The organism is Pedobacter sp. UYP30 (assembly GCF_040547165.1).
Lineage (GTDB): Bacteria > Bacteroidota > Bacteroidia > Sphingobacteriales > Sphingobacteriaceae > Pedobacter.
Genome location: NZ_JBEPPD010000007.1, coordinates 118,789 through 132,917, shown reverse-complemented (window position 1 = coordinate 132,917; position 14,129 = coordinate 118,789). Strand labels below are relative to the sequence as shown.

General features: G+C 39.6%; 8 protein-coding genes. 1 reads left to right on the top strand and 7 read right to left on the bottom strand.

Annotated elements, in window-relative coordinates; translation table 11 throughout:
• Window positions 1-18: 18 nt before the first annotated feature.
• The 4 genes from ABIB40_RS10205 to ABIB40_RS10190 all read right to left on the bottom strand — a co-directional run bounded on the left by ABIB40_RS10205 (window position 19) and on the right by ABIB40_RS10190 (window position 7,493).
• On the bottom strand, window positions 19-996 hold the full coding sequence (locus ABIB40_RS10205; protein WP_354358643.1) for a glycoside hydrolase family 43 protein: 978 nt from the start codon (window positions 994-996) through the stop codon (window positions 19-21).
• Complete coding sequence (locus tag ABIB40_RS10200) at window positions 997-2,079, bottom strand: glycoside hydrolase family 2 TIM barrel-domain containing protein (RefSeq protein WP_354358642.1); 1,083 nt, start codon at window positions 2,077-2,079, stop codon at window positions 997-999.
• Between the two features lie 35 nt (window positions 2,080-2,114).
• Window positions 2,115-3,149, bottom strand: coding sequence for a glycoside hydrolase family 43 protein (locus tag ABIB40_RS10195; protein ID WP_354358640.1), 1,035 nt, complete (start codon window positions 3,147-3,149; stop codon window positions 2,115-2,117).
• An 891-nt stretch (window positions 3,150-4,040) separates the two neighbouring features.
• Window positions 4,041-7,493 carry a VCBS repeat-containing protein gene (locus tag ABIB40_RS10190; RefSeq protein ID WP_354358638.1) on the bottom strand — a complete coding sequence of 1,151 codons (3,453 nt, stop codon included), beginning with the start codon at window positions 7,491-7,493 and terminating at the stop codon, window positions 4,041-4,043.
• Between the two features lie 268 nt (window positions 7,494-7,761).
• On the opposite strand from ABIB40_RS10190, the gene ABIB40_RS10185 reads away from it, so the two are divergent.
• The gene (locus tag ABIB40_RS10185) at window positions 7,762-9,144 is read left to right on the top strand and encodes a vanadium-dependent haloperoxidase (RefSeq protein ID WP_354358636.1); all 1,383 of its coding nucleotides are present in this window, start codon (window positions 7,762-7,764) and stop codon (window positions 9,142-9,144) included.
• A gap of 401 nt (window positions 9,145-9,545) precedes the next feature.
• On the opposite strand, the gene ABIB40_RS10180 is transcribed toward ABIB40_RS10185, so the two are convergent.
• The 3 genes from ABIB40_RS10180 to ABIB40_RS10170 form a co-directional block, all read right to left on the bottom strand.
• Entirely contained in the window at window positions 9,546-11,399 is a 1,854-nt protein-coding gene (locus tag ABIB40_RS10180) for a glycoside hydrolase family 2 protein (RefSeq protein WP_354358634.1), read from the bottom strand.
• Window positions 11,400-11,480: 81 nt separating this feature from the next.
• Window positions 11,481-12,182 (bottom strand): DUF3823 domain-containing protein, encoded by a 702-nt coding sequence (locus ABIB40_RS10175; RefSeq protein ID WP_354358632.1) that lies wholly within the window; start codon window positions 12,180-12,182, stop codon window positions 11,481-11,483.
• A 24-nt stretch (window positions 12,183-12,206) separates the two neighbouring features.
• On the bottom strand, window positions 12,207-14,105 hold the full coding sequence (locus ABIB40_RS10170; protein WP_354358630.1) for a RagB/SusD family nutrient uptake outer membrane protein: 1,899 nt from the start codon (window positions 14,103-14,105) through the stop codon (window positions 12,207-12,209).
• Window positions 14,106-14,129: the final 24 nt, after the last annotated feature.

Sequence of the window (14,129 nt, the reverse complement as noted above, 5' to 3'; positions counted from 1 at the left end):
GGCCTTTGCTCAATTAGATTATTTGGCAATCTCAACTACTGGCCATCCATTTTTGTACACCAATCGGCTAATTAGCATTACTCGTTTTTGGTCGGGCGATGTTAATTGCTTAGGATGTATGGCATGGTAGGCAATCCAACGCTGCCCAATTTTGTCTTTAAAAATAGAGTTATGACCTGGGGCTAACCAATTTTCGTTTTTCGCCAACACTACGCTAGACGGAATGTTTTTCACCTTTGCCATAGTGCTATATGAGCCAATTAGGTGTTTTGATCGGGCAACCATCACCGCGTAATTTGCATTTACTCCGCAACAATTGTCGCCAGAATAATAGAGGTAATAAAAGCCATCGCAAAAATCTACCCAAGCGCCCTCTATTAAATTGCTGTATTTTTTTTCCCTCCCGGGATAAACTAATGCCTTTTCGACAGATTTCTTGGCAAAAGTTTTCCAATCTCGGCTCATTTCTCTAACCTTTATCGGTTGGAAACCAGAACCCCAAAACAAATAATTTTTGTGGGTCTTTTTATCGTGGATGGCAAAAGGATCTATGTTTTCGAAACCCGGACCAGAAACAATAGGACTTTCGCTGCTTAGAAAAGGACCTTCTGGAGTATCAGAAAAAGCAACGCCAATACATTTATCAAACTTTTTATCATCAGATTTGGCAGAGAAAAATAGCACAAATTTATGGGCTTCGTCATCATACAGTACATGTGGCGCCCAAAAATCTTGGGTATTTTTTGCCCACAAAGGCTTAACGGGGAGCACGTCTCCAACCATTTTCCATGTTTTTAAATCGGTAGAGGTTGCCAACTGTATGTTATGCATAACTCCATTTACGCTGGCCTGAGTTGCATAAGCATAATAAACCCCCTGGTATAAAATAACAGTAGGGTCGGCAAAATTTGCATCAATTGCCAAACGCTGTTGACCTTTGACATTTGAAAAGCCAAAGACCAACAGCAAAAGGATTGTAATATTTATTCTTATCACTTATTTTCCGGTAAGCATTTTTATAGAATCTACTTCGGTTTTTTTGTATGGTGTACCGTCTTTTCTAAAAATATCATGAAACCAAAGTTTTGGTTCATCGCCACTTGGAATCGGAGTATCCCAAGCATAAATGGTATTGGTTTTTCCAGAAACAAGTCCCCAATTGTAGGCGCCAATATTTTCTTTCTTTAACAGCGGCATAATGTTGCTAAACAAACTGTTGTTCTTTCTAGCCATATACTCGGTGCAGATTAAAGGGCGTTTAGAAAGGGTTCTTAAGGTATCAATCCAAAATGTATGATCTTTTACATCGCCATAATTATGGTAAGTGGTCACATCAGAGTTTTTAAGTTGATAATCAGAAAGTTCTTTTAATTTCCAGTTCCATACACCTGCAGATAATGGCTGAGAAGGGTTTACCGTGCGGCCCCACTCAAAAGCCTTTTGCAATAATGGCAAGCTTTTATTGCCGTTTCCAGAGTTGCCGGGTTCGTTGTACAAATCCCAAAGTACAATACGCTTATCGTTTTTAAAGGTAGTTAAAATGTCTTTTGCATACACTTCTAACGTGTCTACCAACGTAGAATCTGTATAAATCAAATCGCCTGGATCTCTTAACCAGCCAGAATTATGAACGCCAGGCTTTGGATCTGGCTGTTTCCCAGCTTTGTATGTTGGGTTCCAACAGTCATCAAACAGCACAAAAATGGTAGAAATGTGATGCTTATCTGCAATATCCAAATAGTCCCCAACACGTTTCTTAAATCCAGCCCTGTCCTCTTGCCAAGCCACATGGTGTAAATAAACCCGCATAGAGTTTAGGCCAATACCTTCTGCATAACCAAGCTCTGTATCTATAGTTTTAGGATCGAAGGTATCTGCTTGCCACATTTCTAATTGATTTATGGCAGTACTGGGAATAAAATCGCTTCCCCTAAGCCAGCCCCATTTTTTATACCAGTCGTTGGCTTTTTCAACCGGCCAAATAGCTCTGGCTGTGTCGTTCGAATTTTCGGGTGCTTTTTGCTTACAGCCGAAGAACATCATTGCGCAAAACGCAAATAGTAAAGATAATTTAGACATTTTCATATTTTTTTTGTTTTTAGTGTTGTCGAGTTTCATTGAGCAGGAATGGCCAAAACTTGGCTTGTTTTTACTGGTTTACCAAAAACAGGAAATCCTTTTTTATCCCAAGTAAATTTTTGGGCCCGTGGCGAACGCGTTATGCCGCACCCTTGTCCTGCTTCGCTATTTGCATGGTATAATATCCAGTCTTCTTTGCCATTGGGAGATTTAAAAAATGAGTTGTGTCCTGGCGCATAAACTCCATTCTCTGGCGATTCTTTAAAAACAGGTTTGCGGTGCTTGGTCCAACTTTTTGGATTCAACAAATCTGAGTTTGCCTTTGCGCTCAACATACCAAGCGCATAGTGATCTGTCCAACAGCCACTCGCAGAATAAATTACAAATACCTTATCGCCATGAGCCAAAAATTGGGGACCTTCATTTACATTTACGTGCTTAAGCTTTGGTTCTTTCAAGTCGCCGTATTTTTCCCAGGCAAATTCTGGACTCGAAATCTTTGTCCTCTCCCCCTCAATTATCCATGGATTTTTCATTTTTACGATATAGATATTTTGTTGTCCATTTACATCTCCCTCCCATCCAGACCAAATCATATAAAGCTGTTCATGTAATTTAAAAACGTCGCCGTCTATCGCCCACTTGTCTGACTGAGCAGCGAGTTTGCCTTTAAAAACCCAGGTACCGCTTAAAGGATCAGCAGATGAATTTTCTACCACGTACATTCTATGGTGGTCGTTTAAACCATCATCTGCGGCAAAATACATGTACCATTTATTGTTTAAATATTGAATTTCTGGCGCCCAAAGTTCTTTAGAATACAACATACCAGCGGGCGGCTGATATACTGTTTTATAAGTTGCACTTTTTAAATCTGCAATATTCTTTGTTTTCCAGAGGCCCAATTTATTGCCCAGCGTACTGGTGTAATAATAATAGCCATCTTTATATAGGCTGTACGGATCTGGCCCCGAATGCAGCAGCGGATTGGTGAAGGTTTGAGCGCGCAACTGAAAAATTGCTGTAATAAAAAATAGAGTTATTAAGAAGATTAACCTGCAGTTCCTCATGCTTATAAAATTATTGTGGTTAAAGACTGTCCTAAATTTATTTATCTCCCAACCAAAAATCAAAATCTTCGTTTCGTTTTGCAACCAAAGTACCATCTTTAAATACAAGCTGCGCCACTTCTATAGAGGAGCGCTTTTCTTGGTAAGAAAGTACCATGTGCTAAATCACAATCTCCGAAAATACAGGTTTGCCGCAACTTTCCTACCAAAAAACATCTCAAATTGACGTCATTTCGTCTCAAAATATTTGACTTGCTTAAGTTTTAGAGATTGCTTAGTGCCTAGTAATGATTGATAAGCCGACCCTTGTTTGCGAAATTTAAAAATTAGAAAAAATTGTAGAAAGGATATTACACGAAAGGCGTTAGGCGTTAGGTATTTGGTTTTGGGCAAATCGCTTAGCTACATTGTATTCAGCAACTGCTATTTCCAACTTGGTGGGATCGGCCTAGCAGCAGTTTGGAGGGGAAAACGCTCAGAGGGAAATCAGAAGTCGGATGTCAGAAATCAGAGGACACAATTCACCGTAAATTAAGCTCCCATTCTTCTCTTAGGAGGGGTTTGGGCAATGTCTTTAACTTAAGAATCTTGGCGGCTCGTGACGATAGGAGACATCTCACATGTAGTTAATAACAAAAATCTGCGCCTGGTTGTGAGATTTTTCACTACGTTCAAAAGACGAAACCGTTAAGTTAATGACATAGGCCGATCCCCACTTGGTTGGCTAGAGCGCGTGCGAAACACTAGGTAGCTCGTTGCCTATAACCTACGCGCCCAACACATTTCGACGTAAGGAACCCCTTTGCAACATCTTTTAAAATATTTTAGCGCCGAGCGCTAGTTTCCAAAAACACCTAAATTTTTGCAAATCACATATCGTAACCAGAAACCTTACTTTATTTTCCTTTTCTTGCCATTAAAACTGTAAATATTAATTGCGCTGGCTTTTTCATCAACAGGAAACATTCTAGTAGATTGGCTTAAAAAAGTAGAACCATAGTAAAGCTCTTTCTTAGTTACTTTGCCGTTAATGGTACTTTCTACCAAGAAATCTTCTGGTTGTAGCTTTATCCATCGCGTTTCGCTTTTGTTTTTATTTGGCTTAAAAACCTTTAAACTGTCTTGATTTTGGCTCGCAATAAGCAGGTTATAACCCTTTGCAGAATGCAATTGAGCTAAGGCTTTTCCATCTCCGGCTACATAAAAGCCACTTTTATTAATGCTTGTTTTGGCAAAATTTCCTTTACCATCGCCTCTTAAATAAAGGCCAAACATGGCATCGTGTCTGCCGGTAAAAGGTTCCATACCGTAATCGTTCCCAACCATTACCAGATCTAAATTTCCATCGTGATCTACATCAGTTGCGCACATACCATATACTGGCGCTTCTTGGGCAGCCATCGGCAATGCTTTAACCTCAAAATTACCGCCACCCTTATTAATCATTATGCTGCTATTCATATCCGTCGCGTTAAAAATTATCGCTCCTTTTTTGTCTGCGTCGCTCCAAATATCGTTCATTGTAGCAGCGCCGAAAGCTTTATAAGTCGGAAATTTCTTTCTAATGCTCAACACTTGACTAATCATATCATCTCTCGTGTTCATTGGAAACTGTTTTTTACTGCCATCGTCTGCTTTTGAGTAACAGAAAATCATGGCGTCGAAAGACCCATTTCCATCTATATCTTTCCCAATAATGGTCATTGGTTCTTTAAATGAAGCTTTATAATTGGAGTTTTGACCTAAATTACCGGCTGCATAATCCATCTTTCCATCCTGGTTAAAATCTCCTGCTACTATGCTATTCCACCAACCAACATGCGTTTGTACACCCGTATTTTCTACCTTTGTAAAACCATGCCCATTATTTTTGTAGAAATTCATCGGCATCCATTCCCCAACAGTAATAAGATCTACCTTTCCATCGCCATCAAAATCAGAGAAAATTGCGTCGGTAATCATGCCCGATTTCTCTAGCCCCGGACAAAGTTTTTCTGTCTCATCTACAAATTTGCCACCATTGTTAACCAATAAATGACTGTTTGGTGCAGACGGATAAGCGCCAGAAACCGATCGCCCGCCAACAAACAAATCTAAATCGCCATCGCCATCAAAATCTGCTGCACGCACGGTAGAGGAATTGTCGTATTGGTTTGGCAAGGCCGATAAATCCTTTTTAAATTTTCCTTTGCCGTTATTGATGTAGAGACGATCTTGCGCAGAACTATGCTCTTTTGGAAATTCATAACTTCCACTGGCCACGTATAAATCCAAATATCCATCGCCATTTGCATCGAACAAAATAGCGCCCATATCTTCTTCCTCTTTATAATTCTCGTCGATAAACCTAGACTCATCTAAGGTAAAAGTCCCGTTGCTGGTTTGCATGTAAAACACCCCCTGATTGCCAGCTGCACCGCCAATAAAAAAATCATCATAACCATTGTTATCTATATCGCCAACAGCCAAACACGGCCCATACTGACTTAACTTATGAGGCAAAGTGCGCTGAATGTTATAGTCGATTGCATCCTTTTCTTGGTGCTTAAAATTTATCCCCAACGACTTAGAAACTTCTGAAAATGCTCTAACCCCGTTAAAAGGAATACCGGCAGGTATAAAGCCAGCCGCTTCGGTATATTTTAAAACTAGCGTTTGATCCAACTTAACATTAGTTAATACCTGGGTTTTCCCATCGGACCAACGGATGCGCAAAGAATCTAAAGCCTTTACACTACCTAAACCAAAATGCCCAATATCTTCATGCGTAGACATATAGCCTCGGGTTGGCTGTTGATCATAATATTGCTGCTTGCCATTATAATAAATTCTTACGGCAGCGCCTATGCCATTGATGTTATTTTTATTACCGTTAAATTTTACGTTAAGATAATGTTGTGCATCGTCTTTTTTGTCTTTGCTTTTTAACGTATTCTCATAAACAAAAGCTTCATCGTCAATATTATTTACAACCATATCTAAATCGCCGTCATTATCTAAATCTACATAAACGCCACCTGTAGAAAAGCCAGGTTGTGTAATTCCCCATTTTTTTGATGAGTCATCAAAACGATCTCCTTTAATATTTTTAAAAGCATAACTCGCAATCTTTACCACCGGAAAAGAATCTGCAGCAGCAAGTGTAGTAACCTCTTTTACAGTATTTTGCCCATTGCTATATAAAGCATGGTCTAGGTCTGTAACATCTCTCGGATACCCGTTTGTAAAAACCATATCACGGTAACCATCGTTATCAAAATCGGCAACTAAGGGCGCCCAACTCCAATCTGTTTCGTAGATACCAGCCTGATAAGCTACATCGCCAAACTGCGGATGCCCGAGCGGAGTTTCGCCCTGATTAAGCTGAAAAACGTTTCTAATATATTGTGGATCGTAACTAAATTTATTGTTGTTGATGTAGGTGATGTAGTTGTCGCCCATCAACATGGTTTTCTTTCTCGAATTTCCTTCGGGTAACATTTCCAAAGAAATTAAATCTGGCTCGCCGTCGTTGTTTACATCTACAATATCAGACCCCATAACAGACCAACCTGTATGTTTAAAATAATCTTTGGCATGGTTGGTAAATGTGCCGTTTTTGTTGTTGATGTATAAAAGATCGTTCGAAATAAAATCGTTACCAACATAAATATCAGGATAACCATCGTTATTAATGTCTGCTACCGAAACCGAATTACCAAAACCTTCGAACACGATTCCTGCTTTTTTGCTCACGTTGGTAAACGTTCCATCGCCATTGTTGTGGTAAAGTCGATCTGTATTTGCCGCAGAACCGTCCTCTACTTTTGGCCTATATTCTACTCGAGTTCCATCATCTAAAACGTTGGTAAGCACGTATAAATCTAAAAGGCCATCGTTGTCATAATCAAAAAAGACACCTTGTGTGCTGTAACCAGAATCGGCTATTCCATATTTCTGCGCCTCTTCTTTAAAAGTCGGCACGCCATCTTTGTTTAACCCCTGATTGACAAAAAGCATGTTTTTACGCTTATTTGCGTCGGTGTTAAAAGAAGCGCATACATAAATATCTTGCCAACCGTCGTTATTTATATCTACTACAGCTACGCCAGCACACCATTTGCCAGCAGTATTTATTCCTGCATTTTTAGTAATGTCATCAAACTTTAAGTCGCCTTTGTTAAGGTACAATTTACTTTCTACCATATTGCCAGCAAAAAAAAGATCTTGTTTGCCGTCGTTATTAAAATCGCCAACTCCAACACCTGCGCCGTTGTACAAGTACGGTTTGGTAAGAATATTTATACTGTCGCTTTCGGTAATTTTATTATTAAAATCGATACCTGTTTTTGAGGAAGGCAGCAAGTTGAAAAGTGTATTTTTATGTTCGTTTTTACAGGAATAAAGAAAGATAAAACTGCAAACGCTTAGACATAAAAACTTGCATTTGGTGCTAATAGACATTGAGTAGTTAGGATTTATTTGGTTAAAGCTAAAGCACTAAATATAAACCATTGTAGCCTAAACATCAAACATATCTGCAAAAAAATCTGTTTTATTTAATAGTTTTTTTTTGCCGTTTTAAAGCCGCTAAATCTTTCATTTTAAAAAGATTAAACTTAAATTTGAAAACATGATTACCAAATATAAAAACCAACCTTCTTTTTCTAAAGTACTATTATTTTTAATTGCTTTATTGCCCGTGTTTTTCGGCTCTTGCAACCTCAACGATAAAAGCTGGAAAAAAGCATCCGAAAATCCTGAATACATCCGGAGGTCGATAAAAGAAATTACCGATGTTATGGTGCACGACATTTACTCGCCACCTGTAGCAAGTAGAACTTATGCCTACATTAGCGTTGCCGCATACGAAGCCGCCATTAACGGAGATAAAAAAGACAAGTTTTTAAGTTTGGCCAATCAATTAAATGGACTGAAAGAACTTCCAAAACCAGATAAAAATAAAAAATATTGTTTTAACCTGGCGGCCGTGCATGCCGTGCTGATGGTAGGACAAAAACTGATTACCTCTGAAGCAACTGTTAGCAAATTTGATGAAAACATTACTCAAGAATTTAAGGAAAATGGCATACCAGATGAAGTGTATGCAAACTCAATTGCATTTGGACAAGAAATTGCAGACGCCATATTGGCCTGGGCGAAAAAAGACAAATACATAGAAACCCGATCAATGTCTCAATATAATGTGAGCGTTGCCGAAGGCGCTTGGCAACCAACGCCACCTGCTTACATGAAAGCGATAGAACCAAACTGGGATAAAATGCGCCTAATGCTGATAGATTCTGCCTCGCAGTTTAAGCCAGTACCACCCCCAACATTTTCTAAAGAACCTGGTAGCGAATTCTACAAATGTGCCATGACTGTTAAAAATGCGCTAGATAGCTCAGTTAAAAAGCGAACCGATGTTGCCAAGTTTTGGGATTGCAACCCGTTTAAGGTTACTACGCAGGGACATATTATGTACGCTTCTAAAAAAATATCTCCGGGAGGGCACTGGATGAATATTGCTGGCTTAACTACAAAAAAGACAAAAGTAGATTACGTTCAAACTGCAGAAACTTATGCATATATTTCGGTTGTGCTGTACGATTCTTTTATAAGTTGTTGGGATGAAAAATATAGGAGTAATACCATTAGGCCCGAAACTTACATCAACCAATATATTGATGAGAAATGGATGCCCTTATTGCAAACCCCACCTTTTCCAGAATATACCAGTGGACATAGCGTAGCTTCTACCGCGGCAGCGGTTGCATTAACCAAAATGTACGGCGATCATTTTGCTTTTGCCGACTCTACCGAAGTAGAATTTGGGTTGCCGGTTAGACATTTTAAGAGTTTTTTCGATGCTTCTAGCGAAGCGGCAATCAGCCGGTTTTATGGAGGAATTCATTACATGCCCGCTATAACTAATGGTGTGGAGCAAGGCAGGCTTTTGGCAAATTTCTGTGTCGATAAGTTTAGTACGAGAAGAAATAAAAGTTATGGGAAATGAGGTGCAATTGAAGTCAGCTATTTTTCGTTCAAAAAGAAATTAGCATACTTCAGGAAGCGTATGATAATGGGAATAGAAAGAAATCTTTAAACCCAGTAAATTGGCTCATCAATTGCAAACATTTATGCAAATCTTTGCTCTTTGTTCCTTGCTCTTTAATCTCGAAATTGAACGCGGTAAACTGGCTGAATTAAGATTGCTAAGATTTAAAGATTAATGGATTAAATTACGCCATATAAAGAAATCCTCTAATCAAGTAACCTGGCTAATCCTGATTCAGACATTTACTAGGCTCTGTTCTTTTATTGCGAAATAGCTGATTTCCTCTTTTTTACTTTTCCACAAAAAAAGCCTCCAGAAATTAATCCGGAAGCTTAATCAACCAAAAATTACTTATAAAATTATTTTACTTCTACTTTATATAAAGCAGAATTAACTCTATTTAAATCGGCGATTGGCATTTTTATTACTTTTCTATCGTAAGTCATAAAGCCATTTGTTTCATTTTCTACATCGGTAGTTTGGGTGTAAACAGCTGCAGAAAGTCCTTTTTCTATCAAGCCTTTCATATCATCCATAAACGAGGCGTACTTTTTGAACATCTCTTCTGGAGTTTTAAAAGTTTGATAGCCCCAGTTTTTATCTTTTTTCCAAGTATGGTCTGGTACTGGAAGTCCTAAACCGCCAAACTCTCCTAAAACAACTGCTTTTGTTTTTCCAAAAATCTCTGCTCTTGGCATAGCGGGTTGCGGGTAGTTGTGCAAATCTACAATGTCTCCAGTATCGAAAAAGTTGCCACCACTTGCACTGTTTACCAAACGAGATGGATCCATTTTTTTGGTCCATTCTGTAATCTCAATGGTTTTAAACTGACCCCAAGCTTCGTTAAACGGTGTCCAAACCACAATACTAGGATAATTGTGCAGTGCGGTCATGATCGCTTTCCACTCTTTTCTATAATATCCCTCAGATTCTGCTGTTCTATTTTTATCTGTTGGGCCTTCATAAACACCTGGCCTATTTGCCCAGTGATCACCGTAATCGCCACTAGGCATATCTTGCCATAACAACATACCTAATTTATCACATTCGTAATAATACCTTGCGGGTTCTACTTTAATGTGCTTTCTAATCATGTTGAAGCCCATTTCTTTAAGCTTTATAATGTCGAAATTCATGGCATCGTATGTTGGCGGAGTATATAATCCATCTGGCCACCAACCTTGATCTAACGGGCCATATTGGAAAACAAATTTATTGTTGAGCTGCATGCGCTCTATGCCGTTTGCATCTTTGCCCAAAGCACTTTTCCGCATGGCGAAGTAACTTTTTGCTTCATCTTCTACCTTGCCGTTGCTGATTAGAGAAAACTTAAGTCCGTATAAAAACGGGCTGTCTGGCGACCATAATTTTTGGTTGGGAATAGCAATAGAAGCCATTTCGCCAGGGTTAACTTCCTGCTCAGCAACTTTGTTGTCGCCATCCCAAGCGGTTACTTTAATCTTGTCGCCAGGTTTTGCATTTACCACATCGGCACTAAAGTTTAACGTTTTCGAGCCGATATCTGGCGTTTGTTTTGTGCTTTCGATATAGCTTTTTGGTACGGCCTCTAACCAAACCGTTTGCCAAATTCCGGTAACAGGTGTGTACCAAATACCTTCTGGGGTTACGCGTTGCTTGCCCACTGGTTGTGGCCCATCTGTGGTTGGATCCCAAACCTTAACTACAACTTCTTGCTTACTTCCACCTTTTAAGAAAGGGGTAATGTTAAAGGTAAAAGGATCAAACCCGCCCTCATGCATTCCTGCTTTCTTACCATTTACAAATACTTCAGTTCTCCAATCTACAGCTCCAAAATGCAGCAATACATTGTTTTTTCGCATGGCGGATGAAATCGTTACTGTATTCTTATACCACAGCGTACTGTCTTTGCCAACAGTTTTTGCTACGCCCGATAGGGCAGATTCTACCGCAAACGGAACCAATATCTTACCATCAAATTTATGCGGTTGAGGGGCATCTTTTGCGGTAATTGCGTATTCCCAAAGACCGTTTAAATTTTTCCAATTGCCACGCTCTAATAGCGGACGCGGATATTCTGGCAATGGCGAAGCTGGGTTTACTTTACTTGCCCATTCGGTTAAGATATGGGTTTTGTTAATCTGCCAATCTTTGTTCTCTTGCGCTTTTGCTGTAAATGCAGCAAAACTCAGCGCGACGACTGCCACTGCGTAGTGGGTTGTTTTTTTCATCATGTGTTTAAAATACTAAAAATAAGGCCATCGAAAATTTGATGGCCTTAAAATTTAAAATGAGGCATTAGCGCCTTTTTTTGTTTAATAGGTTATTTTTTGAAGCGGTGAGAAAATCATATCCTCTACCCCGTCAATTTTGATTCCCACCCTGGCAAATACATAATTCTGTGCAGGCACAATTTCAGGAATGGCTACGCTTAAACTCACATTATTTAAATCGACAATGTCTGCGCCATTTATACTGGCCGATTTAATATTGTCTGCGCCAGATACAAACTGGGTTCTGTTAATGTAAAGCGTTACGCTGCCTATGTTTTTTGCATTTGCATCAGTTATCACTTTTTCTATTTTAAAAGTTGCCTTCGCCATACCGCTTGCTGCAGTAATTTGTGCATCTCTAACCATATAAAAAGGGGTAACTTCAATGTCCATTACTTTGTCGCCCTGCAGTTGTACGTTAACCGTATCTCTGTTTCCCGAGGCATTCTCGTTCCAACGGAATGGCCCTTGATTGTTAGGAATAATAAACTGATAGTCGCCTGCAAAAAGTAGGCTCGAATAAGAACCATCTTGCGCAAACGTTGCATCAACGGATCCTTTTTTCCCAAAACCGGCCTGAAACAGATTAAAAGGAACTTGATTATATTCCAAGCCAATTGGACTTCCTTTGTACGTTAGCTGACCTGTTAACTTTACACTTGGCGCACTGTAATTATCTTTTTTACATGCCGCTATTGCAAGAATGAAACAACATAATAAGACGTGCTGAATTTTTATTCTCATGATTTCTATTTTAAAAATTAAAAATTATTGGTTCGGCTGTCTCACAATTTTTGGATTTGCACTAATTATGTTATCACCAATTTGCGAATAATAATTACCAAACTGAAACCTATTACTTCCGGTAACCGCATTTGGCAACACTTCCCTGTACACCCATTTGCCGTTATTTGGGTTGCCAGGATTATAGTATTTATACGGCCATAATCCCCAAGGTTGCGTGTTCCTATCTTTTGCCTTACCAATATTTGTAAGCAAATCTGTTTTACTTTCTGGCTGTCCGTCCCAAACTATATGGGCAATTCTCCATCTTTTCATATCAAACAAAGTATGGCCTTCAAAAGAAAGCTCTGCTCTACGTTCATGAACTACCCTATCAAAAGTAATATCTCCGGCGGTTAGTGGAATAATTAAACCAGCCCTTGCTCTTACGCGGTTCATATAGGTGGCTGCTGTTGCTTTGTCTCCCAATTCAAACGAGGCTTCTGCTGCGTTTAGCAACACCTCGCCAAAACGGTAACGGATAAAAGCTGTTTCACTACCTCTCCCTCTTCTACCCGACCCTACTGTTGGGTCTAAGTACTTGCGGATATAGAAACCACTTTGTGTTCTAAGCTCTAAACCATTAATGGGGCCATCTTGTCCCACAACCTGAACCTTTACAGTAGTTCCAGGTAGCTCTTTTAACTGTGAAGCATCGCCCGCAGTAAAAATAGAGCCGTTTGCCAATAAGTAGCCTCCCCAAATATCTACAGTTGTACCTTTAAATTGCCGGCCAGGAACTAATATTGTTCCTTCCATACGGGCGTCTCTACCAGCAAAAATATCGGGCTGATTGGCATAGTAAATAGGGTTTCCGCTGCCATCTACCGTTGCAAAAGGCGCAAACGTATTGTCCAACTTCTCAAATGATTCTGCCAAATTCAAAGATGGATTCAATCTACCTGCATCGGCGCCCTCATCAGAGATTGAATAAGGTTGATCATTGGTAGTAAAACCATGGGTCTTTCCACCAACCTTAAAGTCTTCTATAAAAATAGACTCTTGATTTACACTTGACTTATCTAAAAATATATTTGCAAAGTTGTCTGCTAAATTAGGATATATTTGATATAGCTTATAGTTGCCAACTTCGCCATTAATAATGGATTGCGAAGCCGCAAGTGATTTTTGGTAATAGCCATTTGCCATGCTTGCAGGAATTCCAACTTCGCCGCCAGATAAAGAAACCTGAGGAGTTGTTGCGCCATATTTTGCAATTGACCCTGCATATAAGGCAGCGCGAGATTCCATGGCCAAAGCAGCGGCAGCTGTTGCACGAGTTTTCTCATTTGAGTTTTTAGGAAGATCATTCTTAATTGCCTCGCACTCGCTGATGATAAAATCGTATACTTCAGATTCTTTGGCCCGAGGGGTTTGGAACTTGGTAATATCACCACTAAAATCATACTCTGTTGGATCGGTAATTAGCGGGACGCCGCCCATCCTTTTTACCATCTCGAAATAATGGCTCGCTCTTAAAAAACGTCCTTCGGCCAGAAACTCCTTTTTGTCTGCTTCTGTAAGTTTCGTTGCCTCGGTTGCCCGTTTGATAAACAGGTTAAGATCTCGCATATAGCCATAATCCCAAAGCCCCCATTCGCCATAACCCCACCCAGTTCTTTGAACGAGGAAATAACTGCCATTTTCTGACGGGAAAGATTCGCTAAAATCGGCAAAAGACCGCCAGCCATTATCTAATGAGGAGAAATCCACCTCTCTGTTATACAGGTCGCCTAGCACAGAAAGCACCAATGCGGGATCTGAGAAAGTTGTCTCGGTTGTCAAAATCGAAATTGGCGGAATGTCCAAGAATTCGCTGTCTTTCTTACAGGAACCAATCGTCAAAAGAAAGACTCCTGCTGTAATTATAAATATCTTTTTCATTTGAATAAATTAAAATTGAAACGC

Coding starts and splice junctions, on each gene's coding strand:
- ABIB40_RS10200 (WP_354358642.1), bottom strand. CDS start 2,079: ATGTCTAAATTATCTTTACTATTTGCGTTTTGCGCAATGATGTTCTTC.
- ABIB40_RS10195 (WP_354358640.1), bottom strand. CDS start 3,149: ATGAGGAACTGCAGGTTAATCTTCTTAATAACTCTATTTTTTATTACA.
- ABIB40_RS10185 (WP_354358636.1), top strand. CDS start 7,762: ATGATTACCAAATATAAAAACCAACCTTCTTTTTCTAAAGTACTATTA.
- ABIB40_RS10180 (WP_354358634.1), bottom strand. CDS start 11,399: ATGATGAAAAAAACAACCCACTACGCAGTGGCAGTCGTCGCGCTGAGT.
- ABIB40_RS10175 (WP_354358632.1), bottom strand. CDS start 12,182: ATGAGAATAAAAATTCAGCACGTCTTATTATGTTGTTTCATTCTTGCA.
- ABIB40_RS10170 (WP_354358630.1), bottom strand. CDS start 14,105: ATGAAAAAGATATTTATAATTACAGCAGGAGTCTTTCTTTTGACGATT.